Source organism: Vibrio sp. M260121 (genome assembly GCF_036533715.1).
In the GTDB taxonomy this organism is placed as follows: domain Bacteria; phylum Pseudomonadota; class Gammaproteobacteria; order Enterobacterales; family Vibrionaceae; genus Vibrio.
Genome location: NZ_JATABF010000010.1, coordinates 75,609 through 102,169, shown reverse-complemented (window position 1 = coordinate 102,169; position 26,561 = coordinate 75,609). Strand labels below are relative to the sequence as shown.

The window sequence follows — 26,561 nt, the reverse complement described above, 5'->3', positions numbered from 1 at the left end:
ATAAGAATTAAGAAGTTGTCACGACCGTTAAATTCTTAATCCAATACTTTTGCGTGTATCTGCGGTAACACAATGCTAGTTTCACCACTTCTTCGGCGATCATGAGCGCATAAACGTATTTAAATTCCCAACCTAATACAAACGCAGCAACCGCACACAAAGGTAGGCCTGTCATCCACATCGCGATAAAGTCCATGCGTAAGCAAAAGACGTTATCGCCACCCGCACGAATAATACCGTTGATGATGATCATGTTAAGCATGCGAAGCCAAATCGCGCTGCATAAAATCACCACCGCAGGTGCTGCAAGTGGGTAAAGCTCAGGGTTGTCTAAGTTCAAAGCAGCAATGATTAATTCTCGGTTTAGTAGCAACAACGCACCGATCGAAATACCAAACACAAACACGGCTTTAATGAAGAAGCTGGCCATGTTCTGAGCTTGTTCAAAAGCATCACGCCCTAACGACTGCCCAATCATCACTGAACACGCGACCGATATACCAAAGAAGATGGAATAACACAGTGACTCAAACGGGCCTAACATGCTGAATACCGCCAGTTCTGTCGTGCCCATGTGACCAAAAATCATTTGATACACCATGGTGCCAATAGCCCAAAGTAGCGCACCTAAGGTCATTGGTAGCGCCAAGCGGCGGTAAGAAAGCCACAAAGAAGGACGCTCAGAACCTTCTTTCACTTCCAATAACCAATGCTTACGCCAACGCATGTAACCAACCATAGCCAGCACTTGGAACAGGCGAGAAATTGTTGTCGCTAAAGCCGCACCCGCAACACCCATTGCTGGTACACCGAACCCACCTTTGATGAGCCAGAAGTTCAGTGCGATATTGAGAACAATCGTCACCGCGCCCATAAGTAAAGGAGTGACGGTGTCACCAGAAGAGCGCATGCTCGCTTCTAAAACAATGATGATATGAGTGAGTAACAGAACAGGGAACGCATACCAAAGATAGGTTGAGCCGAGTTCGATGACTTGCGTATCGTTGGTTTGTAGACGCATGATCAGTTCGCTACCGACAGTGATTATCAGGGTAACAGGAATCAAGACTTTTAAACCAAATCGAATCGCAATCCCGGTGACGGTTTTTGCACTTACTGCGTCATCACGTCCCCAATATTGAGCCACAAGCGTACCATTTGCAGACGCCAAACCCGCCATGATCATAATCGCGACAAAATGCCATTTTGATGCAATTCCCACAGCTGCGGTTGCTTCTTTACCAAAGTCACTAACCATGAGAACATCAGCCAAGGCGAGAATAGCCACCAACGCACTCTGGATCGCGACAGGGAAACCCAAGCGGATGATCTGCTTCAGTAGCCCGCTAGATAATGAGTTGTCGCTTTTTTTGATGCCAATGTTGTTCGTCATAGTTACTCCTCGAAATTTGTGAGGAATATAAAGCCAATAGGGACAGAAATACATGTGCGAAAAACCACAAAACCTGTGCGAATCCGTCATCGAACAATTTGCCATCAAAACAGAGTGGCACGACGATGTGCATTTAGCACCCGCATGTAAAGAACGATTCCTGACCCTAACTGAAATCCCTGAATGGAAACGAGCAGATATCTTTATGGCGGGGCTTGCTGAACTGCGCGATGGTTACCATGTCGAGCGAGACAAAGTGGGCGTTCATACCTTGCTGTTTACCATTGAAGGTGGCGGTGTTTTGATTACACCGGATTTCGTTAAAGAAATTGAACCTTATACGCTGACTATTTTGCCCGTAGATACGTGTTTTCGATTTGAAATGAATCCAAGTAAAGGACTCTGGAAGATGGTTTGGCTTCTGCCTCAAAATACCGAGGCTTGGCAGCACCTTTCTGACTTGGGGCAAACCGTGGTGCCGTTTCGGGGCTCTGAGCAGGTATGGTCATTGATGACCTTACTCTATAACGAAATTGGGGGTCGAACGGGGTTTCGCCAGTTGTTGATTAGTGAAGTGCAACGATTGGTAAAAAGTGTTGAAACCCCAATCAGTACTTCGCTGTCGCGCGTCCAAACCCTCTTTAACGAAGTTGAAGGTCAGTTACACTTGCCGTGGACCATTGCCGAAATGGCCAAGCAGTGTTTTATCAGTGAAGAGCAGTTCAACCGTTTATCTAAACAGCTTTTCAATATGAGTCCGAGAAGCAAGTTGATTGAGCTTCGTATGCACAAGGCCGCTGACTTATTGCAGTATCCGGCTTGGTCAGTCGCTATGATTGCCAATCGTTTGGGCTATCGTGACCCTTACAACTTCACTCATCGATTTAAAAAGTTTTACGGCACTTCGCCAACCCGCTATCGCAAGAGGATACTGGAGAATCAAAGCCAATGAGTCGTTTTGACTTCTAGTGATCACCTAATGATCGATAAAGTAGAGTATTCAGAAATAAAAAACGAGGGCATTGACCCTCGTTTTTGTTTGTCTTTTTGGAGAGGTTTGAATTACAAACCCGCTGCCATTTGATGTTTTGACTTGGTCGCTGCGATTAGCATGTAGATGCAAGTAGCAAGCAATGCTGCGAACAAGTAGCCCAACAAGCCGTGCATTTGACCCATGAACTTATCAGCAACCACCGGGCCTGCTACCGAGCCTACGCTGTAGCTGAACAACATGACTTGCGTTGCAGACACGATGAAACGCTCGTCCAAACCTTCACAACCCAGGTTAATCGCAATTGGGTATAGTGCGAATGTTGCCATGCCCAATAAGAACAATGCCGCTGCCAATACTACAGCTGACGAAGAAACGAAGGTCAGACCGATAGAGAAAATACCAAGGATACAGAAGAACGCCATCAGCACTGTACGCGCCATGTACTTGTTTAAGGTTGTCACCATAGGTTGAACCAGCATGCCGCCAAGGATCACAAGTGCCATTAGAGTGCCAATGTCTTGGTGGCTGATTTTGCGGTTTGCAAGCTCAACAGGCATCAAACCGTAAATCGCACCTAAAGTAAGACCAGACACAACACAACCAATGATCGCAGCGTGGCTTAGTTTAGAAATCTGTTTAAACGACAGTGCAGTTGATTCATGGCTGTTTGGTTGTTCACAATCGATGAACAGTAGCACTAGCATCGCCATTAAGATCAGTGTTGTGATGGCAATAAAAGGAACACCGCCGCTCACACCAAGGATACCAATACCAACCTGACCCAGTGCAGAACCACCGTATAGTGACAGCATGTACAGGCTCAAGCGTTTAGCACGTGATGCTTCATCACCAGACATTAGCCATGATTCAACAATGACAAATACGCCAGCGACCGCAATACCTGCGATAAAACGTGCGAAAAGCCATACCATGCCGTTAGGAATAATAGGCAGTACGATGATCGTTAGTGAGAATGCAGCTAAGCTACCTACGAACGCTTTACGGTGACCAACGTTGCGAACAATACGTTCAAAGAACATTGCGCCGATCAATAGACCGCCATAGAACACACTCGCCAACCAACTCGCGTAATCAGCAGAGATGTTGTATTCACCAAGCATAAGAGGGATCAAGCTCATCAAATAGCCTGACGCCACTGCATAAAGAGACAGTGCTACGACAGGAACTGTGACTCGTGGTGATGCTGCAGGAATGGCTGTGTTTTCCAATGTTTTGCGCCTATAAGTTAAGTAAAAATCAGGGGTTATTCGGCGCGAATATGAGGCTAATTAATAGGCAAGTAAAACGATATATTTGAGTCGTTTCGACAAAAGAAATTTATCGAAATTCTATGGGGAAATGCTGCATAAAAACGCCAGCCTGTAAGCGAGGCTGGCGCAAGGGATTATTTGCTAAGTGCTTGATTTAACCATTGATCGAATTGAGTCTTCGGTAGTGCACCGTTGATCATATCCACGCGCTGGCCATTCTTAAAAACCATAATGGTTGGGATGCTACGAATACCAAATTGAGCGGCAAGCTGCTGTTGCGCTTCGGTATCAATCTTGACAAAACGAGCGTTTCCGGTCTGTTCTTGTGCCACATCCGAGAAAACAGGCGCAAAACCAACACATGGATTGCACCATGGTGCCCAAAAATCCACCACAACTGGTGTGTTACTTTCTAGCAGCGCCGAGAAGTTATCGACAGTGCCTTCTATCGGTGCGCCATCAAACAGGGCGTTTTTGCATTTACCGCAACTTGCAGCTTCTGCAACTCGCTCATTAGGGACACGATTTAAACCGCCACAAGACGGGCAACGAGTTTTAAACGATGACATGACTTCTTCCTTTATGACAACTTGATGAAAACATGACTTACCAGTCAGCCTCATAATTTGTATACTTATTTTTTAGCCTGCCGAATTATAAGACGGCAAGTCTGTATTTGGACCCGAACAGGTTCTAAGAAATTTCATTAAAATACAACAATAAATAGGTCTGCGATGACAAATTACTACGCTGAAATTACCGGTTGGGGAAAATGTCTTCCACCAGCCACGCTCTCTAACGATGACCTTAGCACTTTCCTTGAAACTTCAGATGAATGGATTCGCACCCGTACTGGTATTGAAAACCGTCGCATCAGCCACGTAAACACGTCTGACATGGCAACGGTAGCCGCGCAACACGCGATGGCTCGTGCAGGTGTAGAAGCGAGTGACATCGACCTAATCATTGTTGCGACATGCTCTCCTGATTCTCTGATTCCAAACATTGCTTCTAAGGTTCAGCAAAACCTTGGAATTCGCTCGGCTGCTGCATTCGATTTAAACGCGGCATGCACTGGCTTCGTATACGGTCTAGAAACAGGCACACGTTTGATTCAATCGGGCAACTACAGAAACGCAATCATTATTGGTGCAGAGCGTCTTTCTTTCTACATCGACTGGGCAATGCGCGATACTGCTGTACTGTTCGGCGATGGTGCAGGGGCCGTTGTTCTGACTCGTACAGAGCAAGAAACAGGTCTACTGCAATCGCAAATTGGTTGTGATGCAAAAGGGCGCGACATCCTTTCCGTACCTAAGTTTGGTACATGCATGGACCGCTTTGCGGAAGACAACGGTTACTGGGACTTCAACTTTGTAGGTCAAGAGATCTTCAAACGCGCCGTAAAAGGCATGGGTCTAGCGGCGAAAACAGTTCTGAAAGCTTCAGAACTAACCACAGATCAAATCGACGTGGTAATCCCGCACCAAGCAAACATTCGTATCATCCAAACGTTGTGTGACCTTTCTGGTATCCCACATGAAAAAGCGTTTGTGAACATCCAAAACTACGGCAACACTTCGGCAGCGACGGTGCCAATCGCATTGTGTGAAGCGCTAGAACAAGGTCGTGTTAAGCCAGGCGACAACATGTTATTAGCAGCGTTCGGTGCTGGTCTAACATGGGGTGCAGCTGTGTTGAAGTGGGGTGACCGCGTAACGCCAATTGCTGAAAGTGACGCTGCGCTACCTGAGAGTGACAAGTCTGCACTTGAGCTACTAGAGCGTGCAATTAAGCTTTGTAATGAACGCCCACGTGGTGAAGACGCATAACTAGCGCTAGCGCCTAACTGGTCAAAACAACTAACAAGCAAAAGGGAGCCTAACGCTCCCTTTTTTGTGCCTATGTCACACGTGTTAAGACATAAAGGCGTTACGACATAAAACCGAGATTTGATGAAGAGAAGTTTCGGATATTGGGGAACACGTAATCCAACGCTGCGCCATCGGTAATGCCCATCCATTGAGCTAGCGTTGCACCCACTTGGTCAGTACCGATTTTCGGAATCAAACGTCCTTTCGAGTAATCATCTTCGCCATCTAATACCAATTCAGGCCATGTTCCAATTGGCTTCGACCCGTTAACCGCGCCACCCATAATAAACTGATGTCCGCCCCAACCGTGGTCGGTACCGTTACCGTTGTTTGTCATGCGGCGGCCAAAGTCAGACATGGTAAATGTAGTGACATTGTCACGCATTCCAAGTGCATCGATTGCTCGATACATGGCAAACAGGTTTGTCGCCAAGTCTCCTAATAATGCAGGGTGTTTCGACAGTTGCGAATCATGAACGTCATAACCAGTATGTTTAACGAAGAACACTTGTTGCTGTTGATTCAAGTGGCTTTGGCTCGCAATTAATTTGTAGACCGTCTGCATTTGCTTGCCGAGCGTGGTAGAGGAAAACAGCGGTGCATCCTCTACATTGTGCAGTTGCTCAGCCAACACGCCACTCATGGTCATAGACTCATCAACCATTAGATTAAAGTGGCCACTGAATGGATTATTAGGAGAAGTCGCCAAGAGTTGGTCATAGACCTCTTTGTAAAGTGGATTGCCAATCGCGCTCAGCTGCACGGCTCGGTCTTTCTTAAGCACGGTTTGTCGGTGTTCAAGGGAGCGTAGCCACAAGGAGTCACCATGAACACTGTACAGCGGCGTAATCTCTGAGTGGGAGCTAATTACATCAAGCATTCTTCCTGCCCAGCCTAGGTTTGCGAACGTGTTCATGCCGCCGCGCATTAAGGTGTTGCTTTGCGAATTGTGAGAAAAGAGCTGATCAGGCAAAGCAACCTCACCAGATTCAATCATCTGTTTCGTCATGGGTTGCTCAAGGACGCCACTGTTAAGAACGACAGTGGCATCACCGTTATCGAACATTTCAGCCAGTCGAGCTAACTTTGGATGCATACCCAAAGGTACCGTATTGCCTCGGTTGTCTGTTGTATTTAGCCCAATAGGTATAATGCTATTTTTGGCAACAGAGAGTTTACCTCTCACACTGGCGTATTGGTCGTAATGGAAGTCGGACAAGGGCAGGAACGTATTAATTGCATCATTACCGCCAGACAAATACACACAGATAAGCGCACGAAAATCATTGGTAGGCGAAGCCATTGCGTAACCCGGTAAACCCACGGAAGCCATAGCACCCAAAGAAGCGGTACTTTTCATAAAATTGCGTCGTGAAAGTTTCATAAGTCGCTCCTAATTTTGGATGTAGAATTCGCTGCCAGAAATCGCGGTGAAAATCACTAAGGCAAGTTTGGTGGTGGGAACATAATTGGTTTGGTATTTGTTGAGTGCGTTATGCATGATTTGCTTTAGCTGCGGAGAAGCCGCGCCTGCAAAGAAACGCACATCGATGGCCTCAACCAATGCCTCATGATCATCAAGCGACTTGTACAAATCAGTCATATCCAATGAGTAAGTCGAGCCAGAACCTTTGCGGACGCTGTAGAGCATGAAGTTAACCAACTCTGTATATACCGACCAATCCAATAATTCGTACTCGGGCGAAACCATTCCGGTAAACACAAAGTCGGCTGAAGGCTGATAGTCGGGCGAATAGAAGTTAAACACAGAAGGTGACCGCAGTGGTCCTTGATTGGCGATGTTCATCAAGGATACCGCGCCATCGTATCGTGCAGCGTCGAGTGTAAAGCCAGCGGCACGATGGAAATTGGTCAGCACCAAGATTGGCTCTTTTACTTTTATTGGGCGAATGGATGTTTTTCCGCGAGCCTCGTCATCAAGTAAGATCGCTCGGATAACGGCATTCAAATCGCCCTTTACATCATTGCCGTTGTTATTGAACACGGTTGCAACTCTTGCAATATATTCTGGCGTTGGATTAGAGGTCACAAAGCGTTGAATGAGCAGTTTAGATACATATGGCCCGATATTGTCGTGACTCATCAAAATATCAATGACACGTTCCAACTCCTCTTCGGCGGTCAGTCCCGCAGGGATCTTGCTACCGAGTACGTGTTTTTCACCAGTGTCATGACGGTTTTTAATCACGCGCATAGGCTTCACAAACGCAGTGTCTGACTTGTTCCAACCCGTCAGCGCGCGTGCGAGTTCTTGTATGTCTGTTTGTGTGTAGGTTGCGAGCGCATGCCCAGTTTCTAAATCGTATTTTATGCTGCCGTCTAAGTTCAATTGGTACAAACCGATGGTGAACAGTTGCATCAATTCACGAGCAAAGTTTTCATCTGGAAGTGCGCCTGTCGCTGCGTTTGCTTTTGCGCTTCCCATCATCGACAAATAGTTTCCCATGGCAGGGTGCATAGCGGTTTTTAGCAACAAGTCGCGATAGTTTCCAAAGGCATTTTCGACCAGTAAATCATAATAATTGACCAGACTTTCTGGCTTGCTACCGAGTAGACCGCCATACCGGGATACAACGAGAACTTGGCTAAGAGCAAAGGCCATTCTTTGTCTGAGTTGATCTTCGGAAGTGAGGACGATTTGATACCAAGCGTTTTCTCGGTTTGCTTGTGCCCCTTTACTAAAAGGCGTGAAGTAAAGATCACTGTGATAAGTAGGAGGGAGAAGTATTTGTTCTGTAATCCAATCCTCGTATTCGGTTTGGTTTATTTGGTCGATCAAAGCAGGTGTAGGACCAAACGTGGTTTGATATAAGAAGCGTGCAGTTGGTAGATCTGGGTCGTCTTCGTCCGCCGATACTGGTCCTACAAAAAACAACAGCATGGCAACAAAACCTAGCACCCAACAAGAAATTTCGTTTTGTTTCTGACGTCTCATAGTTAACTCGCTTACCCAAAGGAACGACTTAAATCCATTTAACGGGAGTCATGAAGCTCGAAATGAGCTAATTAATAAATTTAGTGAAATCAAGCAGCTGCAAGACGGATTATAGACGGTAAAAATCACTATCAAAGTTATTAATTACAGAGAATAGTCTGGTCAGGGCTTAATTTAAGATAAGAAAAAACAGATAAGTGACTGAATAGTATTGCTGCTAACCTGTTGTGATCGAATTCAAATAAAATGTGAAACTTTTTTGAATAAGTAGAAATATTGCACGGGATAACATGTCAGAAATCACTTCTGACTTCATAATGATATAACAGTTAGTTTGGTGGTTGTGAGCTTTTAAGGCAATTGGATCTAAAAAAACATGCCAGAGTGATTACTTTACTGATCGATTTATTAATTAAGTTGCATAAAACGTGAATAAGTTCACGATTGTACATAAATTGCACAAACAAATGCGATCAATAGCTAACATTTACCGGGTCGATGAGTTCGACACAGTTCAATCCGCAGCTAGTAAAGAGGAGAGGTAATAGCTGCACCATAAATGTTGGATAGGAGAGCACACATGGAAGCTCGCAAAACTATGCTCGCTGTTTTTATTGCATCTACGGTCGCTGCGTGTGGCAGTGATGACAATGATGAGAGCGCCAGTCAAACGTACACACTTAATGGTACCGTCGTGGATGGGTACATCTATAACGCTTTAGTCTGGATGGACATCGATAGAGATGGTGAGCCAGACGCCGATGAACCACAGGCAAATACTGGCCTTGATGGTACATATTCATTTCAAATTTCAGAAGCACAAAAGGACGCCTTAGTAGGTGTGCCGATTTTGGCTCAGTTAACAAACGCCTCTGTCGATGTGGGGACTGAACCCCCAACCACGATGGAAGAGTTAGAGCAGAAAATCGCTACCAATGAAGCAGAGAAGGTCTTTGAAGATGCTGAAGATGGACACGCCATTGTTCTTGGGATGCCACCTTTAACACAAGCCGACTTTGATGATCTTGAAGATGGCGAACTTGATGGTCAGGTTATTAACCCTTTTACTACCCAAGTTCATGAAGAGCTGACGTCTAGAGTAAGCGCCGTTCTGGAAGATCAAAACCTCGATGAGTTGAGTGATGAGGAAATAGCAGCACTGCTTGTTGCACTTGGAAGCCTAGTGAACCAAGCAATTGACGATGCAGTCGACGAGTTAAAAGAAGAGCTCGAAGATAGCACCTTGACCGATGAAGAACTTAAAGACCGTTTGATGGGGGATTTTATCGCTGAAGGCGACACAGGCGAAATTCTCGAACTAGCTGAAAGTAAAGTCGACGAACGCGTATCGGATGAGCGAGTTGCCGAAGAGCTAGAAGATGAATACCCCGATGGTAAGGTGACCCATTACTCGTATACAGACAGTTACTACGGTACGCCGGACAACATGGACATCTCATTGGACTTCACGGTAGAGGGCAGTGAAACGGAGATCGTCGATGAAACCGCGAACACGTTGACCTATCAAGCCACGGCTACAGAGTATTATGAACGAGCCGGCGTAAAAACGGTGTTCAGTACCTTCACAGAAGAAGCGGTGCAGAACCTCGATGACGGTACTTTCACGGCCAAGATAACGCTTAAAGCAGACTTGAACTTCGATGGCGAGTTTGATTTCACCAGCCATGTATATGATGTCGGTGTCGCAGATGAGGGCGAGACTCGCGGTCAGTGGGAATTTACCCGTTACGTTGATGAATCCAACCCTGCCGATTCTGGTGGTGACAGCGTCACTACAGATGACCCAGAACGCGAGTTAAGTTACAGCACGGTGGATTTGTTTGCAGAAGCGGTCATGGCCGGCGATATGTCTGGTGTGGACTTACTTCAAACCATGGTTGAGGTAGAAGAAACAACGGCAGGTTATGATTACGAATCTCGTGAATTTAAAGAGTACGACCTAGACGCTGCAGTTCCTCTAGAAGCGGCCACCTATGCGCAAGTTCGTGAACGATGGGACTATGTGGATGGTGGTAACAAAGAAGTCATCATGCATGATTGGGATGCAGACGGTTCAGTTAATGAAACGACAACAAGTATGAATAATGCCGATGGCTCCGAGTCATACACGAAAGCAGGCCCAGTTTGGAACTGGGATGGTTCAGTTAGCTTCGAATACCAAGTCAATTATTGGGAAGAATATACCTATACCAAGGGTGTCAACGAAGACAGTCAGAAAATCGAAACGAGTGTGGGTGGCAAATATATTCTCGATGAAGCGAACGCGATTAAGAAAGTCGATGAGAATGGCGATGGTATGATGTTCAACCGTTGGGACGAAGTGAAAACCTATTGGTCAGAGACAGATATTCGTACTCACGTTGAATGGCAACACTTTGCAATTGAAGGGTATGACTACACCTTTAACGATGGTGGACAAAAATACAGTACCTTAATCAACGACAATTACACTGGTTACCCTGAGTACGTCGGTCCTTATATTGAAGACTTAGACGAACTGGTCGACGGTTGGCTCGAAGAAGGACTGTCTGAACAAGCGATATGGTTGCGAGTGATTGGTGAGTCTATCCGTGGCGTGAGCCGCAGTGAGGGTTACGATTACTGCGAGGTTAATGCGACCGGTGCATCAGTCAATGCCGCGTTGTTGGCGTCGGAGCTAACAAACTGTGGTGGCCTACAACCATTAACGGCGGATGACGTTGTCGATTCAAGACTAACGAGACGCAAAGGAAACGGAGTCGAAGTTCGTTTCTGGGACATCTATGAAGGCGGTATGGCCGATCGTGAGACTTGGAAAGCCGAGGGCAATACTGAAAACCTCGGTTGGGATTGGAGTATCACCTCAGAAGGTTATTTAAGGTTAAGCAAAGGAGACGATTTTGTTCGTTTGATTGCGCCTTACTTCAAAGGTGAATATGGCGCTGCAGTTATTATCTTTGACGAGTATGCAGATACGAGTATGAACGAAATGTGGAGTACGTATTTTGTCGATACTGTGGATTTATACATACCACCGCTACCTGAGTAAAAAAGCGACGGTGCTTGAAGTATCAATAACGAAATAAGCACAAGAGCTTAAACAGAAAGCCGCTCACTCATTGTATTAACACGAGTGCGCGGCTTTTTGTTTTAACGAATTAGGCTCAATGGCTTATTTTCTCGCAAGCTTATGATGTGCTCTAGAAAAATGATCGGCACAGAATGCGCCAACAATGGAAAGCTCACCAGCCAAGCAGAGGCCAGCAGCGACTTCTGCTAACGCTTTTGCTTTGCCATTGCCGTGCAAGCCAAGTATGTCCAAACACGCTTTTTGCGTTGGTAAGCCAGTACCACCACCAACGGTGCCAACCATAATGTTTGGTAAAGTGACTGACGTATACAGGTCGCCGTGAGAATCCACATCCATTCTAGTAATACCAACCGCAGATTCAGCAACACACGCGGCATCTTGTCCGCATGCGATGTACAAAGCGGTGAGGGCATTGGCGTAGTGTGCATTGATACCGATAGTGCCGCTTAGTAATCCACCAACGGTATTCATTTTGCCAAATTTCACCATCGCCTCTGGTGTGGTGTGCAGGTATTTCTCGACCAAAGCCGCAGGAATCGTCACTTCAGCTGAGACTTTTTTACCGCGAACAGAGCGTAAAGTGTGGGCGTTGGCTTTTTTATCACCAGACAAGTTACCGTCAAGATAAGCATCAACAGGTGCGACTGGACTGTGTTCAAGAATGTAATGGAACACTTTATGTGTTGCGATGGTCACCATGTTCTGGCCAGACGCGTCGCCCGTCACGTATTCAAACACCAAGTAAACATGATTACCTTCGATGTTGACGTTGATGTCTTTAAGCTTGCCGTGCGTGGTGGTGGATTCCGCTTCTTTACGGAAGATATCGTATTGAGTGACCACCCAACTGACGAATTGCGCTGCTTCTGCAAGTGATTGGAAACCAAACACGGGAGTACGACTCACGCCTTCGCTGATCAAAAGCGTACTTGCGCCACCAGCTGCGGTAATCAAGTTCGCGCCGCGGTTATAAGAGGCAACGAGAGCGGCTTCGGTTGTTGCGAGTGGTACTAGGTAGTCGTCATTCGCAAACAAGCCGTTAATTCGTAGAGGCCCGGCAACACCGACAGGGACGTTAACTGTGCCGATGAAGTGCTCAATGTTGTTGGCATATTGGTCGAAATGCGATTGTGTGAAAGGATCAAGCAGAAGATCTTTGTCCGTCATCGACTCGAGTACTTTCCAACGGCGTTCAATGTGCTTTTCCGTTAGACCCGCACTGAGGCAAAGTTTCTTTTCTGGCTTGTGGTATTTCGGTTCTAATGCCGATTGTACTTTTTCGCAGGTTTCATTATCAGAGAGTGCAGAGCTATTCCTTGCGCTGTCTAAATTTAATTTCGGCATACAAACGTTTCTTTATTCATTTGGTTTGGAATTGTAGTGATACAAAACGTGATTACAATCCCGCGTATACGTTTTGCAACAAAAGGCTGCTCAGCTTCAAACTCGTGAACATTCGGCTTGACCAATAGATAGAGCGTTATCCATTGGCTGACAAAACCGACATTTGTCCTAACGAATGCGGTAGGTTATTGAAAATTAGATAAAAGCCAAGATGGAAACCGGACTGAGAAGTAAAACGAAATGAACAAAGCACCGAATTTCTTCTTATTGTAAAAATTGTGCAAAGTGGGCGAACTACTCTAATTTGAGACTTCAAATAATGAGATTAGAATGTGGTCGGGTGGCGTAAAATGGTAAATAACTTGGTTTGCGCCACGGCATAATAGCCCCACGTTTTCAATTGAGGGTAACGTATGATTGTTTACTTTCGAGTTCAGGACGTAGAAGTGCTGTGTGATGAAATTGACCTCGCAACACTGATGCAAGCCAAGCTCAAACAATTACCAAGTACCAAGCCTCAAATGGACTGAGCAGTATAACGTCACGAAGTGCTGGATGCGTTCAGCGCAATCGACTGTTTATACACTTTAGGAGATAACCCGGACACTCTTTTAAAGGCGCGCGAAAAGTGCGAAATACTGGTGTAGCCAAGTTGATTGGATATATAAGTGAGAGAGTGTCCTTCTTCCATCAATTCGCAAGAAACAGAGAACATCAATGACTCTTTAATATGTCGAAAAGAAGTCCCTTCATTCTTTAACTTTCTTTGTAAGGTTCGAACAGAATAGCTTAGCAACTGAGCCGCTTCTTCTATCGACAAATTACGCTCTCGCACATAAGGGCGCAGGAGTTCAAACACGCTATCGGTAAAACTTGTATGCCACTGGATCTGACTTGGTTCAGCGCCTAACTGTGAGTCCGATATTTGGATTGGTACGTTAAGAATGTCCGCGGGAATGTAAACGCCGGTTTTCTCTTGACCCACAAATATCTGGCATTGGCTAGGAACAACACTTTTTACGATATCGCTGTTACTGCCTTGCAGGCGTACCTTGCTTGGATACCAAGCAGTTTTGGTCAAAATGCTAATGAGCTCAATGATGTAAATCACAGCAAATGCTTCAGACCAGTTAGCGATTTGCGTGTCTTTCTGTTCCGAATATCGACAGAACCAGGCGTGGCCATGATGGGTTTCGAAAGAAACGTTACTGCCAGGCGAGTCTAAACTGAAGATTTCATCAATGTGCTGCATTGAATCGCCGATGGTTTTAAATGGTACAAACTGATGCAAGACATTGGGTATAACGCGGCGACGAAAAACTAACACCAATAAGTCGGTGAATTTCGTTACGCCAAGTTGAGAAGAGGTTAGATGAATCAAACGTTTTATCGATTCAGACGGAATGTAGTCGCTCTCGGTTTGGAATAAGTCCGCAGGTAAGCCAGCGTCACTAAGTAGCTTATGCTTGTCCAAGCCATAGTCAGCAAAGACTTCAACTAGGATTCGAGCATAGTTAGTCTGAATGACAGGTAGATGAAACGTTTGATTTGGCATTAAGCGAATACTCCATGTATGCCCAAGTGACCTTCAACCAATCTTAGCGCATAACGCACGGTTTTAGATATAGCTCGCTATTTATTATTCAATTAATTGAAGGTTGAGCAGGACGGTATATTCTTAAAATGTTCAATCTATTCAATGGCAAGGGGAAAACATGTCCGAGAACGAAAAACAACAACAGCCAACGGAAGTGGCGGATAATAACGAGGCAAGTAAAAACGACAAGGTGAAGAAGGTCACTAACTATCTCATTTTGTTTATTGTCGTCATGCTCGGGTTCAGTATTGTGGCAGATCGGATTATCCCAGTAACCGATAATGCACGAGTAAAAGGCTACATTGTTCCGATTAAACCTCAGGTCTCTGGTAACGTTCTAGATATTAGAGTTCGCCCGAATCAACTGGTGGAAGAAGGTGATGAGCTGGCCATTTTAGACAAGTCTGATTACGAAATAGCAGTAAAACAAGCGGAAGAGAATTTAGAGATCGCTGGCCAAAACGTTGGAGCGCAAACCGCTTCTATTGCTTCCGCTCAAGCGCGATTGACTTCCGCGATAGTAGAACGTCAGAACACCGAAGCTCAAGGCAATCGAATTCTTGCGATGGCAGAGAAAGGTGTGGTGTCGAAATCAGACGCTGACAAAGCAAGAGCGGCATTGGCAACCGCAAGAGCGAACGTAGTAAATGCAGAAGCGGATCTTGAAAAAGCGAAACAACAACTTGGCGCAGAAGGTGAAGAAAACAGCCAAGTCAAAGCAGCATTGCTGGCACTTGAGCAAGCTCAACTGAATCTAGAACGTACTGTGATTCGAGCGCCAACTCAAGGTGGTGTTTCAAACTTCAGCTTGACCGAAGGTTTCTATGCTTCAGCAGGCCAGCCAATCATGACGTTTGTATCGACAGAAGACATCTGGATTGAGGCTTATTTCCGAGAAAACAGTCTAGGCAACGTGAGCGTTGGTGATGAGGTGGAAATCGCATTGGATTTCGCTCCAGGTAAGGTCATCAAAGGCAAAGTCAGCAGCATCGACTGGGGTGTCGATTGGGGACAAAACCAACAAGCGGGTAAGCTCGCGCAAGCCAACCAACAAACAGGCTGGTTACGCCAAACGCAAATGTTACCAATCGCTATCGAGTTTGATCGTGAAGAAGTAACGGGAATGCTACGCGTTGGTGGACAAGCAGACGTGATTGTCTACAGCAGCGATAACTTTATCTTTAACGCGGTTGGCAAACTTTGGATTCGTCTACTGAGTGTATTGTCTTATGTCCGTTAACGTGAGCATTGATAACGCCACGCAACGCCGGATATTACGTTTTACTTTTGGTGTCGCGCTGGCAGTGTTTCTTGCGGCTTGGTTGAATTGGTCACTGGCGTTTGTCGCGCCAGTGTTCACCGCGAAGTTTCTCGTGGACAAACCAAAAGCCCACAAAGAAACCGTGTATGAGTTGCTTTTAGCAATGATTGCGACAATGGGGCTAGGGTTGCTGCTGTCGGGTGGCATTACGCAATTCCCAATCATTCTGTTATTGGCCGTTGGGTTAATGATGATATGGGGTTACTACCTGTTTACAGACCCTAAGTGGAATTTATTTGCGACGATATTGATGATAGCGGTGCTTATGTTGCCATTTATGGCGATAGGCAACCCAGCAATGTCAATTTATCTCGCAGGTGGCTTGGCAACATCAGGGGCGGTGGCGGTATTCATTTACACCCTGATGCACATTTATCTACCGGAACCTGAAAGTAAATTTGAAGGTTACGCAGAGCCGCCAATACGCAAAAAACAACGTTGGAATGCAGCATTCAGAGCAATGTTGATTTCCTTTCCCTTGGTGTGCTTCTTCTTTGTTTTTCAAATCTCAGAAGCTTTGCTCACCATGATGTTCGTTGCGCTGTTGTCTTTGATGATTACTTCAGAGAAGTCCGTCAAATTGAGCGCGTTCTTGATCATCAGTAACGGAATCGGTGGTGTACTCGCCATCCTCGCGTTTTCTATCCTAGCGATTGTTCCGAACATTTGGTTTTACACCGCCTTCATCGCTTTGTTGGCTGTAGTGATAGGAACCAAGATATACACAGTGCCAGAGAAGGCGCCGGTGTTCGCCACTGCATTCAGTACGCTACTTGTTCTGATCGGCAGTACGTTGATGAGCTCTGGCGACATCGACAGCAACACATTTATCCGAATCTTCCAGTTGGTGATGGTTGGGACATACATGATTGTCGCCTCACTCTTTCTGGAAACCCGACAATGGAAGTTTTTGCAAACATAACACTTAACTTACAGTGAAAAGGTAACGCTATGAAAGCTTCAAATGATTTCTCTAAACAGGCGATAGACGCCGCAATCAAGATCGGAGCCGTAGCGTTACTGATCTGGTGGTGTTTCTCTATCCTCAGACCATTCATTATGCTGGTTGTGTGGGGTGGCATTATTGCTATCGCGCTCTACCCAGTCATGATGTCTCTTCATAATCGCTTAGGTATTTCCAAAGGCAAGGCGAGTGCGCTCCTCAGTACGATAGGCGCCTTGTTGCTTCTGATTCCACTGATTGCTCTTTCATCTGGCCTTTACACCAGTGGTACTGAGGTCGTCACTGGGTTGCAAGATGGCACTTTAGTTGTACCTAAGCCACAAGAAAGCTTAAAAGAGATCCCTGTCGTGGGCGACAAGCTGTTCGTTGCAATTAACTACGCATCGACCAATCTGGAAGGCTTCTTGGTTAATTATGGTGAGCAAGTGAAAGGTTTTCTTTCTCAAGCCGCATCTATCGTTGGTTCCGTAAGTGGTGGATTCATTCAGTTCATTATTTCAACCATGATTGCAGGTGCGTTCATGAGTAATGCTGAAGTGTGCCAGAAAGGCTTTACCAAGTTGGCTGACCGTCTAACCAACAAGAAAGGCGAAGCGTTGATTGATCTTTCAAAATCGACCGTTCGAAGTGTGGTGCAAGGCGTAATTGGTGTCGCGTTAATTCAATCTGTTATGGCAGGTGTTGGTATGGTCGCGGTCGGCGTTCCTGCTGCTGCACTTTGGATGGTTGCTGTGATTCTGATTGCGATTGTTCAGTTGCCGCCGATTCTAGCATTGATTCCTGCGATTATTTATGTGTTTAGCGTCGAATCGACACTGGTTGCTGGCATCTTCCTAGTCTGGTGTATCTTGGTGAGCGCGAGTGATGCGGTACTGAAACCAGTACTTCTAAGCCGTGGTTCTGACACTCCAATGCTTGTGACACTGCTGGGTGCACTGGGTGGTATGGCAATGTCTGGTATCGTCGGTCTGTTCGTTGGCGCCGTGGTTCTAAGTCTGACTTACCAGTTAATGGTGAACTGGTTAGATGAAGATGACACTGAAGAAAACAAAGCATTGAGCATTGACCATAAAGCGAAGGAGGAAGACAAAGTAGAGGTAGCATCATGAAACCGATGACCAGGGAAGATAACTTTTACTTTTTGTTTTTCGCACTCATTGCGTTGTTTTTCGGCTGTGCTGTGATGCATCAGTTTTATCCAGATGGGCAGGAATTTGTTCTTGCTCTTTTGGTGGTGACGCTAGGCGCTTCGATTGCAGGCATCAACAAGAAGAACAAATCCAATCGTACATGGTATGGTGTGTTACTGATTGTGGCCGTCATCTCCTATGGTATGTCGTTTTTAGAGCATTTAGATCTGTCCATTTTGACGCTAGGTGCGTTATTGGTGTTCTTGTTTTCACATATATACTCGGCGCTAAAGCAGGTGGTTTTGACCAAGTCGGTCACGACAAACCACATCATCGGTTCGATTTGTATCTATCTGCTACTGGGGCTTGCGTGGGCGGTGATTTACTTGTTGGTGTTGGAGTTTTTCCCAAGCTCTTTCACTGGATTAGAAGCAAAACCTTGGCTGTCGAACTTGTTTAATGCTTTGTACTTTAGCTTTATCACATTAACGACAGTGGGCTATGGTGACATTTCACCAACGGTTCCAGTGGCTCAGTTCTTCGTTTTCTTTGAAGCGATAGTCGGGAGCTTTTACTTAGCCATCATGGTGGCAAGTCTGGTGAGTATTCGTTTGGCTCAAGCACAGAGTTAGCAAACAAATGAATGGTTTGAATGGCGGAGGTGAAAAGTCTCCGCCATTCTTATTTTAAGAGGAAATGAACTTAGCCGTTAAATGCACGAGCAACGCGACCTTCACAACGGATCGTGTAGCTACCCACATAAGCAGGAATGAAAGCCGATTGCCCTTTACCAAGCACTAATGTTTCGCCGCTTTTTGCAAGAAGCGTTACGTCTGCATCGATCGGCATTAAGATTTCCGCACTGCTCATCTCAACTTGTTGATCTTTTGGCTCTTGGAACACAGAGAATTTGAAGTCTTGTACAGGAGCAGGGAAGTTATGCTTACACCCTTTGATTTCTGCTTTGGTTAGCAGCGTGTTCATCGGTTTTGGAATAAAGTCGGTACACTTAACCAGTTCTTCCACATCCATGTGTTTTGGTGTTAAACCAGCGCGAAGTACGTTATCTGAGTTCGCCATGATTTCCAGACCGGTGCCTTTAATGTAAGCATGAGGCGTTCTTGCGCTTAAGAACATGGCTTCACCGGGTTTTAACGTAATAACATTCAGCAGTAATGGGGCAAACAAACCCACGTCATTCGGGTACTGAGCAGCAAGGTCTAAAATCAATTCGCACACAGGGCGTACTAGGTTGGCTGCTGCGTAACTTAATAAGTGATCCACTGCGTTAGCCTTGCGTGCTTCTTCCATGGAAAGAATCTCTACGAAGAACTGACACAACCCTTCTTGGTTGGGATTGCGCTCAAGTTGTTCTAAGTAGCCGTTGATTTCAGGAATGTCACACAGGCGGAACTCAGCGATTATTTCATCAAATGGACGAAAGCCGTTCATTGCTTGATAGTCCGTTAGGGCGTAAACCAGTTCTGGCTTGTGGTTGGCATCTTTGTAATTCCGATTGAATGCATTCAACGGTACGCCTAGTTGTTGTTCTTTTGCATAACCGATCTCAGCATCTTGCTTGTTTGGGTGCACTTGAATTGACAAGGCTTTATCTGCTGCAAGAATCTTGAATAGGAAAGGTAGGTCACCAAAGGCTTCTGCCGTGCTTTGGGATAAAAACGCTGACGGATCCTGATTGATCAATTCTGATAATGAAACAGTTGTACTCGAAGCGGCAGTACTTCCTTGTTTAACGATAGAGCAACCATTCGGATGCGTACCCATCCAAACCTCGGCTTGAGGTTGTTGAGCTTCGTTAGCAAAGCCAAACAAATCGTGGATAGCCGTGCGGCTTCCCCAGTCGTAGTTTTGGATCTTATTGTCCATTTTGAAGAAGCATTTTGATGAAATAGTATTCGAATTCATGAATTTTACCCGTAGAAAACCCTCCGAACTGAATCGGAAGCAAAAAATAGTGGAGATTGGGCGGGTGAGTGGTTAACTCACCCTAAGAGGTGTAGAAGTCGCTTCTACAATCAGGTGTCTACAACCTAAGCTTGGGAGCGAGCGGCTTTCTTGAAGGTTGAGCCTGCAAGAACGGTAACAACAGCAAGCCAATAACGGCTGCGCATACCGAGATGGTGATAAAGAATCCAGTCCAGCTGTATTCTTCAAGAATCAATGCCAATGGGTAGCCAGAAAGTGCGGCACCCATGTAGGCAAACAAACCAACAAAGCCCGTTGCTGCACCAGCGGAATCTTTGTGTGAACATTCCGCTGCTGCCATTCCAATCAACATTTGTGGTCCAAATACGAAGAAACCAATCGAGAATAGCCCAGCAGCTTGGAATGCGAAGTTGGTTAACGGCATCAACCACAACGCAGCGACAGATAAGAATATACCTGCGGCAAACAAGAGGTTCATTGGACCTCGGTTACCACCGAACAGTTTATCCGATCCCCAACCAGCCACTAGAGAACCAACAAAGCCACCGATTTCAAACATCGATAGTGCAGCGTTAGCGTTGATTAGACTGTAGTGGTGTTGTTCTGTCAGGTACAAATTCCCCCAGTCATTGATGGCGGTGCGCACGATGTAAACCAGTACATAGCTAAATGCGAGCAACCAAATGTACTTGTTGTTGAACACGTATTGTTTGAGGATTTCTTTATAACTCAGACCTTGCCCGTGATTTTCTTGCGCCAGTTCTAACTTGTCATCACGCCATTGACCAACCGTTGGCAGTCCTTGAGTGGTCGGTTTATCTCGCAAGCGCCAACAAACAATGACACCAAGAATGACGCCGATAACGCCCGGTACGATAAAGCCTTCTCGCCAGCTGTAATGGAATGTAAGAAATCCAACGAGTAGGGGAATTAAAGCGCCGCCTACGTTATGGGCGGTGTTCCAAATTGCCCATAAGAAACCACGTTCTGAGCGCGAATACCAAGTCGTAAGTAACTTAGAGCACGAAGGCCAACCCCAACCTTGGAACCAAGCGTTCATCACCCAAAGTGCAGCGAGTGCAAGCAAAGAGCTAGAGAAGCCAAACGCGATATTGATAAGGCCCGTCGCGATTAAACCGACACCCATGAAAAAGCGAGGGTTAGAACGGTCAGAAATGGTGCCCGAGATAAACTTCGATAAACCATAGGTGATGTAGAAAAGCGTACCAATCATACCGATATCGGCTTTATCTAAACCTAAATCAGCAATCATCGCGGGAGCAGCGTAGTTGAAGGTTTTACGAGTGAAGTAAAAGCCGGCATAACCAAGATACATACCCAGCATGATGTGTAGACGCCAATAACGATAGCGTTCATCCACCTGGTCTTTGCTAAGGGGAGCTTGGTTGTAGCTCGGAGACTGAAATAATCCAAACATGCTCGTTACACCTTAGGTAATGTGATGGCGATTTGCGTGCCATCCACATGATCGTTCAAAGAGTAGATATACATTTTGCCGCCAAGCGCTTGCACGCGCTCTTGCATGCCGCGAACGCCCATGCCTTTCATGCAGTCTTCGGTTTTGAAACCAATACCGTTGTCAGCGATGTTCAACGAAATACTCTCGTCAATAGATAGCTCGATAACGATAGACGTCGCATTCGCGTATTTAGCTGCGTTGTTTAACGCTTCTTGGCATAAACGGAATAGGGTGACTTTTAGCGTGTCGCCCAGAGACTCATAGTCACCTTGCCAATCAAGCACAACGCGAGTGCCATGATTGTCGAACTCCATTTCACGGGTTAACTGGTGAACGGAATCTTTTAAATCCAAATCATCGAGCATTTTCGGGCGTAGTTTGCTCAGCAAATGCTTAGTTGTGTCATAAACATTAAGTGATAGGTTTTCGATCATATCGGCACAGCGTGTGTTCATTTCTGCGTTATCAACGCGCTTAATGATGCTCGCTTGTGTACGGATCGCTGTGATGTTCTGACCAATTTCATCGTGCAGTTCTCTTGCCACGTCACGACGCACCGACTCTTCCGCTTGAATGAGTTGTCGGGACAAGGTTTGGTTTCTCGACAATTCGCCACGAAGCTTTTGGTTAAGATCTTTTTGTTTCTGTACCGCTAAACCGAGCATGATGCCCGTTAAGGTTTGCGCCGAAAGGGACAACAGAAGGTCAGTAATTTCCAGATTCGAAACACCGCTTCGCGCAGCGATCAAGGCAATACTGTTTAACATGGTCGCAAGCAGTGCACCTTGCCAGCCGTAGCGCAGTGCCAAGACGATGATTGGGATCGCCATACAGAAAGGTGCAAATCGAGCCAGTTCATCAGGCAAGCTGGTTTGAACCAAAATGCTGGCAATCAACAGCACGCTATAAAGCAGAATATGACGAACTTTGAACTGAACTTCGTTGGCTAACAAATTCGAGGTCAGCGGTGACCAAGGGCTTTGGAAGAGATAGTTCCAAAGCAAATAGCACATTGGCAGAACTAACAAACCGCCAGCAATGCTAGCTAACCATGCCATGTAGACAGATTGGACATGATAACCAACCGCTAGTACGTTAATACAAGACGTCACGAGCAACACGACCGCCATAACCGCTAAATGCTGGTTCTGATCGCCTTTGTAATAACGCTTAGCAAGGTAAACAACCGGCATGCTCAGGAAGCTGGCAACCAACACCATTAGCCATTGCGGCTGTTCAAGAAGTAGAGCAAGAGCAACGGTCAATCCCCATTCGGCGAGATAAATCGTTGCCCAATACTTTGTACGCGTGTGCAGTGTTAGCCCCAAACGCAACGCAAAGGGGAACAACAAGATCGCGAGCTCCGCATCGTTCACAAAGTAATAAGCGATCACCCACAGACAGAACCACGAGCATCCTGTCATGAATAAACCGCAAATGGAGGTGATGGTGTAGCTACGCATTAAAACGACTCTTGCGAGAACAGTTTGGCGAGTTCAACGTTGTTCTTTACGCCAAGCTTATCCATGGCGTTTGCACGGTGAACGTGAACGGTTTTATGGCTTAAGCCAAGTTCAGTGGCGATTGATTTCACATCTAAACCACGAGCCAATAATTGGCACACTTCGTTTTCTCGGCGAGTCAGTTGAGTCAGCGTTGCCGCTTTGTCACTTGGTGTCGCGAGCTTCAACGCAATATCAGGCGTTAAATAACAACCGCCCAAAGCACTGGTTCGTACAGCTTGAATCAACTCGTCAGGACTACAACGTTTACTTAGGTAACCTTTTGCGCCGAGTTTAAGTGACTTTTCAACCATTGCGGGAGAGTCGTGCACGCTAAGCATGACACAAGCAATGCCTGAAGGGATTTCGGAGAGTAGGGTAAGCCCACTTTCGTCTGCCATCGAGATATCTAGGATAACCACATCTGGCTTGCACGCAGGTAATCCCACTCGAGCTTCCGCTACCGAGCCAAATTCACCGACAACATTCATGTCTGTCTCAAGGCTCAACAGTTGAGCAAATCCAGAACGAACAATGACATGGTCATCAACAAGCGCTACGTTAATCATCTTAAATACCAAACTTCAGCAATACACAAACGAAAATGAGCTCAATACCAATTGGCCAATCCTTTGGCACCTTTGATATAGAGAGCTCAATAAAAACCTACAATGATACTAAATTGACCCAGTTTATTTAATGATCTCGCGCGCTTAGACTGGCAAAGCGCGCTGGTTGATTAAGCTTGGTTTTCTGCCATTTCAAGCTTCTTCTTGTTTTGACGAATCTTTTTCTCTTCTGCGATAGCAACGAAGGCAAGCAAAACAATACAAATCATTGCCGAGGTATCTAGGGCAGCGAACGTGCCTTTCCAACCCGTTAGACCAAAGATTGGTGTACCGTCTGCAATCATACCTAGACCCAACTTCGCGAAGCTGTCACCAATTAGGTAAGCGAATGTGCCTTTTACGCCGTCTGCCACACTAATTGCTTTCTTAGGAACAAAGCCAACCGCAGCAACACCGATAAGCAGTTGAGGACCAAATACTAGGAAGCCAAGAACAAATAGTGACCCTAGGTACATGAACTCACTGGTTGCGTGTTGGTAGAACTCAAGTGATACGATGATCAAACCCAAAGAAACACAAGCCACTAGCGCACGGCGACCATTTGCAAGGTCAGACAGGTAACCCCACATCAAAGTACCCACAAGCGCACCCACTTCGAATAGGGTGAAGCCAGAGATTGCTGCTTCTTTTGATAGACCAAGTTCTTGGTATGCGTAAACCGTTGACCATTGGTCGATACCGATACGCACGATGTAAAGGAAGATGTTTGCGAAGCAAAGTAGCCAGATCACTTTGTTTTTCAGAACGTACTCAACAAAGATCTCTTTCTTAGTCATTTGATTGCCTTCAGCCGCTTCGTCTTCTTCGCTGACTGCTTCATCAAATAGCTCTTCTACTTTACCTAGACCGTAGGCTTCAGGAGAGTCGTTACCATAGCGCATACCGATGAAACCAACGATGATCGCAATGATAGAAGGGAACACGAACATGCCGATCACGTGACCGTCAAACAAGTAGTTTGCACCAAACAGAGCCACACCAGCAGCACCCGCGCCACCTACGTTGTGAGACATGTTCCAAAGACCTAGGTAAGAACCACGCTTGTTACGAGGCGTCCACTTAGTAATGGTCGAGTAACTAGAAGGACCACCAGTACTTTGGAAGAAACCACTTAGTGCGTAGAACGCCACCATCAAGAACAAGCTTGCGCTGCCACCGCCCATGCTGAAGCTGAAACCAAGCATTGCCAGACCAGAAAGGATAAGCATGAAAGGAAGGAACTGCTTGGTGTTCTTACCATCGGCGTAGTAGGAAACCACGGTCTTACCGATACCGTAAGTGATCGAGAAACCCAGGCCAATTAAACCTAGATCGGTCATCGACAAACCGTAAGTAGAAATCATGTCGTTTTGTGCGACGTTGAAGTTTTTACGGATCAGGTACATCGTCAAATAGCCAATAAATACCACTAGGTAAGATTGGATAAATGGTTTGAACCACATTTTTCTACGCGCTTCGACTGGAAGGTCTAGGGTAGGCTTCCGGACTTGTTCAAGGAATTTTAACATCGTGAACTCTCTTGTATTAGTGTGATGCACTTGCGTGCTCGCTTTCTTTTAACTGCTGGCGATTGTAGAGAGTCCTCTTTTTAACTACATGAGAGGAGGGCTTAGATCGACTAGGAAAAATTCCTAGAAAACGATTGCTGATTAAGAAAGCGTGAAAATCATCACATTCATAGAAGTATAAATAGCGCTTTAAATAGTGCTTTAAAAGTGAATAGAACATATCTGTGGCGTGAATTGGCAAGTTCTTGAACAGGCAATGATCTATGTTGAATGTCAATGTGCGTTGGCTCTTCTGTTCAGAGTGAGTCGTCTCTCATTATCAAATTGCACTTGGATTGTGACTAATGACAGCCCGGAAGTTTGTGCTTAAACTAAAATAATCCTTGGTATTTTAAGATGATAGCTTGCATGCCCAATACAGATATTCCTTTGGTCCACTCGGAAGAAGTAAAGCTGTTTGCCACGATGCTCAATGAGCTTGATGGTGATATTCATTCCTTACTTGAAACCGCACGTATGCCACAGGATATCTTATCCAGCCAATCCTCTAATGCGTTTGTGCCAGAAAGTGCATTAAAATCGGTATTCCAAACCTTAGGTGAACGAGCATCACCAGAGAAGTTTGCTTTGCTTACTTGGACGCTTTGCCACGATATCTACGTTCCAAGGTTTGCCAATCAAATTACCCAAACGCACTCACTTAAAGCAGCATTGGAAGAAGTCTCCCAACTGCTAAAACAGATCTCAGATAATGTCAGTCTTTCGGTCGTATCGCGTGGCGGTAAATGGTGGCTCGTCAGAGAAAAACAAGACGCAAACAGAGAATGGTTTCGTTACGCGGAAATGTTCTCCGCCATGTTTATGAATGAACTACTCAAAAAGCTTGTGGGTTCACAGTGGCGATTGGCGGAGGTCGGGATTCAAGACATAGAAGCCGAGCCATTCAATCTATTACCTGGGATGAAAAGTGCCCAGTTCTTTACTGGAAGACCGGTTACTGCTATCTCGATTCCGAACGAATGGATTAACCAGCCGATTGCTTTCACGCCATCTCAAACGGCGCCAAACACGAGTTTTCGTGGTGAGAATGATAAGTTTAGTGATGCATTAGCAAGGGCGCTGACGCCTTATCTCTCGATGGGAAAGATCTCTATCCAGTTTGCTGGCGAGTTGATTGACATGAATGCTCGCACCATACAAAGGCGGTTGGCGAGCGAGAACACAACTTATCGAGAAGTGATCGAAGGGTTAGTACTTAAACAAACGCTGGAACTGTTAGCGGACCGAGACCTCAGTATTACGCACATTGCACTCAAAACAGGCTATTCAGATTCTGCTCACTTCACTCGCGCGTTTAAGCGAATGATGAACCTCACGCCTAAAGCGTATCGTCAGTCTTTGTTGTGCCCCACCGTCACATGAAACGTAACACATAAAGCCTCTGAATAATCGGAGGTTTTTGCCTCAACTCGCATTTCTTTCACAATATCCGCATGTTGTCGTGTAAAGGCAATTAAAGCGCCTTGAAAGTCGTCATGATGACTTCTATGTTTTTAACGT

20 protein-coding genes are annotated in these 26,561 nt (G+C 45.8%); 8 read left to right on the top strand and 12 right to left on the bottom strand.

Annotation, left to right across the window (positions count from 1 at the left end; genetic code table 11):
• Window positions 1-7 precede the first annotated feature (7 nt).
• Window positions 8-1,393 carry an MATE family efflux transporter gene (locus tag QTO06_RS08355; RefSeq protein ID WP_331407421.1) on the bottom strand — a complete coding sequence of 462 codons (1,386 nt, stop codon included), beginning with the start codon at window positions 1,391-1,393 and terminating at the stop codon, window positions 8-10.
• Between the two features lie 52 nt (window positions 1,394-1,445).
• Between QTO06_RS08355 and QTO06_RS08350 the strand changes: the two genes are divergently transcribed.
• A complete protein-coding gene (locus tag QTO06_RS08350; protein WP_331407420.1) occupies window positions 1,446-2,345 on the top strand; it encodes a helix-turn-helix transcriptional regulator in 900 nt (299 codons plus the stop codon).
• A gap of 110 nt (window positions 2,346-2,455) precedes the next feature.
• Here QTO06_RS08350 and QTO06_RS08345 read toward each other — a convergent pair whose 3' ends face one another.
• Window positions 2,456-3,616, bottom strand: coding sequence for an MFS transporter (locus QTO06_RS08345; RefSeq protein WP_331407419.1), 1,161 nt, complete (start codon window positions 3,614-3,616; stop codon window positions 2,456-2,458).
• Window positions 3,617-3,792: 176 nt separating this feature from the next.
• Window positions 3,793-4,227 (bottom strand): thioredoxin TrxC, encoded by a 435-nt coding sequence (gene trxC / locus QTO06_RS08340; RefSeq protein ID WP_005443913.1) that lies wholly within the window; start codon window positions 4,225-4,227, stop codon window positions 3,793-3,795.
• A gap of 165 nt (window positions 4,228-4,392) precedes the next feature.
• Between trxC and QTO06_RS08335 the strand changes: the two genes are divergently transcribed.
• Window positions 4,393-5,490: a ketoacyl-ACP synthase III gene (locus QTO06_RS08335; RefSeq protein ID WP_331407418.1), complete on the top strand. Its 1,098-nt coding sequence runs from the start codon at window positions 4,393-4,395 to the stop codon at window positions 5,488-5,490.
• 100 nt (window positions 5,491-5,590) lie between these two features.
• Here the strand turns inward: QTO06_RS08335 and QTO06_RS08330 are convergent, their stop codons facing one another.
• The gene (locus QTO06_RS08330) at window positions 5,591-6,916 is read right to left on the bottom strand and encodes a DUF1501 domain-containing protein (RefSeq protein WP_331407417.1); all 1,326 of its coding nucleotides are present in this window, start codon (window positions 6,914-6,916) and stop codon (window positions 5,591-5,593) included.
• 9 nt (window positions 6,917-6,925) lie between these two features.
• A complete protein-coding gene (locus QTO06_RS08325; protein ID WP_331407416.1) occupies window positions 6,926-8,488 on the bottom strand; it encodes a DUF1800 domain-containing protein in 1,563 nt (520 codons plus the stop codon).
• A 580-nt stretch (window positions 8,489-9,068) separates the two neighbouring features.
• Between QTO06_RS08325 and QTO06_RS08320 the strand changes: the two genes are divergently transcribed.
• On the top strand, window positions 9,069-11,537 hold the full coding sequence (locus tag QTO06_RS08320; protein ID WP_331407415.1) for a hypothetical protein: 2,469 nt from the start codon (window positions 9,069-9,071) through the stop codon (window positions 11,535-11,537).
• A gap of 123 nt (window positions 11,538-11,660) precedes the next feature.
• Here QTO06_RS08320 and QTO06_RS08315 read toward each other — a convergent pair whose 3' ends face one another.
• Together QTO06_RS08315 and QTO06_RS08310 are read right to left on the bottom strand one after the other, a co-directional pair.
• On the bottom strand, window positions 11,661-12,923 hold the full coding sequence (locus tag QTO06_RS08315) for a hydroxymethylglutaryl-CoA reductase (protein ID WP_331407414.1): 1,263 nt from the start codon (window positions 12,921-12,923) through the stop codon (window positions 11,661-11,663).
• Window positions 12,924-13,464: 541 nt separating this feature from the next.
• Window positions 13,465-14,478: a helix-turn-helix domain-containing protein gene (locus tag QTO06_RS08310; protein WP_331407413.1), complete on the bottom strand. Its 1,014-nt coding sequence runs from the start codon at window positions 14,476-14,478 to the stop codon at window positions 13,465-13,467.
• Between the two features lie 160 nt (window positions 14,479-14,638).
• Here QTO06_RS08310 and QTO06_RS08305 point away from each other — a divergent pair, with 160 nt between their 5' ends.
• Genes QTO06_RS08305 through QTO06_RS08290 form a run of 4 tightly spaced genes read left to right on the top strand, consistent with a single transcriptional unit; the run spans window position 14,639 to window position 18,567 of the window.
• Window positions 14,639-15,760 (top strand): HlyD family secretion protein, encoded by a 1,122-nt coding sequence (locus QTO06_RS08305; RefSeq protein WP_331407412.1) that lies wholly within the window; start codon window positions 14,639-14,641, stop codon window positions 15,758-15,760.
• Entirely contained in the window at window positions 15,750-16,763 is a 1,014-nt protein-coding gene (locus QTO06_RS08300) for a DUF2955 domain-containing protein (protein ID WP_331407411.1), read from the top strand. Before QTO06_RS08305 ends, QTO06_RS08300 begins: the two co-directional genes overlap by 11 nt.
• A gap of 29 nt (window positions 16,764-16,792) precedes the next feature.
• Entirely contained in the window at window positions 16,793-17,914 is a 1,122-nt protein-coding gene (locus QTO06_RS08295; protein ID WP_331407410.1) for an AI-2E family transporter, read from the top strand.
• Window positions 17,911-18,567, top strand: a complete 657-nt coding sequence (locus tag QTO06_RS08290) for a potassium channel family protein (RefSeq protein WP_005446913.1) — start codon at window positions 17,911-17,913, stop codon at window positions 18,565-18,567. The genes QTO06_RS08295 and QTO06_RS08290 overlap by 4 nt, the downstream gene beginning before the upstream one ends.
• A gap of 70 nt (window positions 18,568-18,637) precedes the next feature.
• Here QTO06_RS08290 and manA read toward each other — a convergent pair whose 3' ends face one another.
• The 5 genes from manA to uhpT form a co-directional block, all read right to left on the bottom strand.
• Window positions 18,638-19,861, bottom strand: coding sequence for a mannose-6-phosphate isomerase, class I (manA, locus tag QTO06_RS08285; RefSeq protein ID WP_331407409.1), 1,224 nt, complete (start codon window positions 19,859-19,861; stop codon window positions 18,638-18,640).
• A gap of 118 nt (window positions 19,862-19,979) precedes the next feature.
• Complete coding sequence (locus QTO06_RS08280; RefSeq protein ID WP_331407408.1) at window positions 19,980-21,320, bottom strand: MFS transporter; 1,341 nt, start codon at window positions 21,318-21,320, stop codon at window positions 19,980-19,982.
• A gap of 5 nt (window positions 21,321-21,325) precedes the next feature.
• Window positions 21,326-22,825 (bottom strand): signal transduction histidine-protein kinase/phosphatase UhpB, encoded by a 1,500-nt coding sequence (gene uhpB / locus QTO06_RS08275; protein WP_331407407.1) that lies wholly within the window; start codon window positions 22,823-22,825, stop codon window positions 21,326-21,328.
• Complete coding sequence (gene uhpA, locus QTO06_RS08270) at window positions 22,825-23,433, bottom strand: transcriptional regulator UhpA (protein ID WP_331407406.1); 609 nt, start codon at window positions 23,431-23,433, stop codon at window positions 22,825-22,827. Before uhpA ends, uhpB begins: the two co-directional genes overlap by 1 nt.
• Window positions 23,434-23,603: 170 nt before the next feature.
• On the bottom strand, window positions 23,604-25,001 hold the full coding sequence (gene uhpT / locus QTO06_RS08265) for a hexose-6-phosphate:phosphate antiporter (protein ID WP_331407405.1): 1,398 nt from the start codon (window positions 24,999-25,001) through the stop codon (window positions 23,604-23,606).
• Between the two features lie 408 nt (window positions 25,002-25,409).
• Here uhpT and QTO06_RS08260 point away from each other — a divergent pair, with 408 nt between their 5' ends.
• Window positions 25,410-26,423, top strand: coding sequence for a helix-turn-helix transcriptional regulator (locus tag QTO06_RS08260; protein WP_331407404.1), 1,014 nt, complete (start codon window positions 25,410-25,412; stop codon window positions 26,421-26,423).
• The last annotated feature ends 138 nt before the right edge of the window (window positions 26,424-26,561 follow it).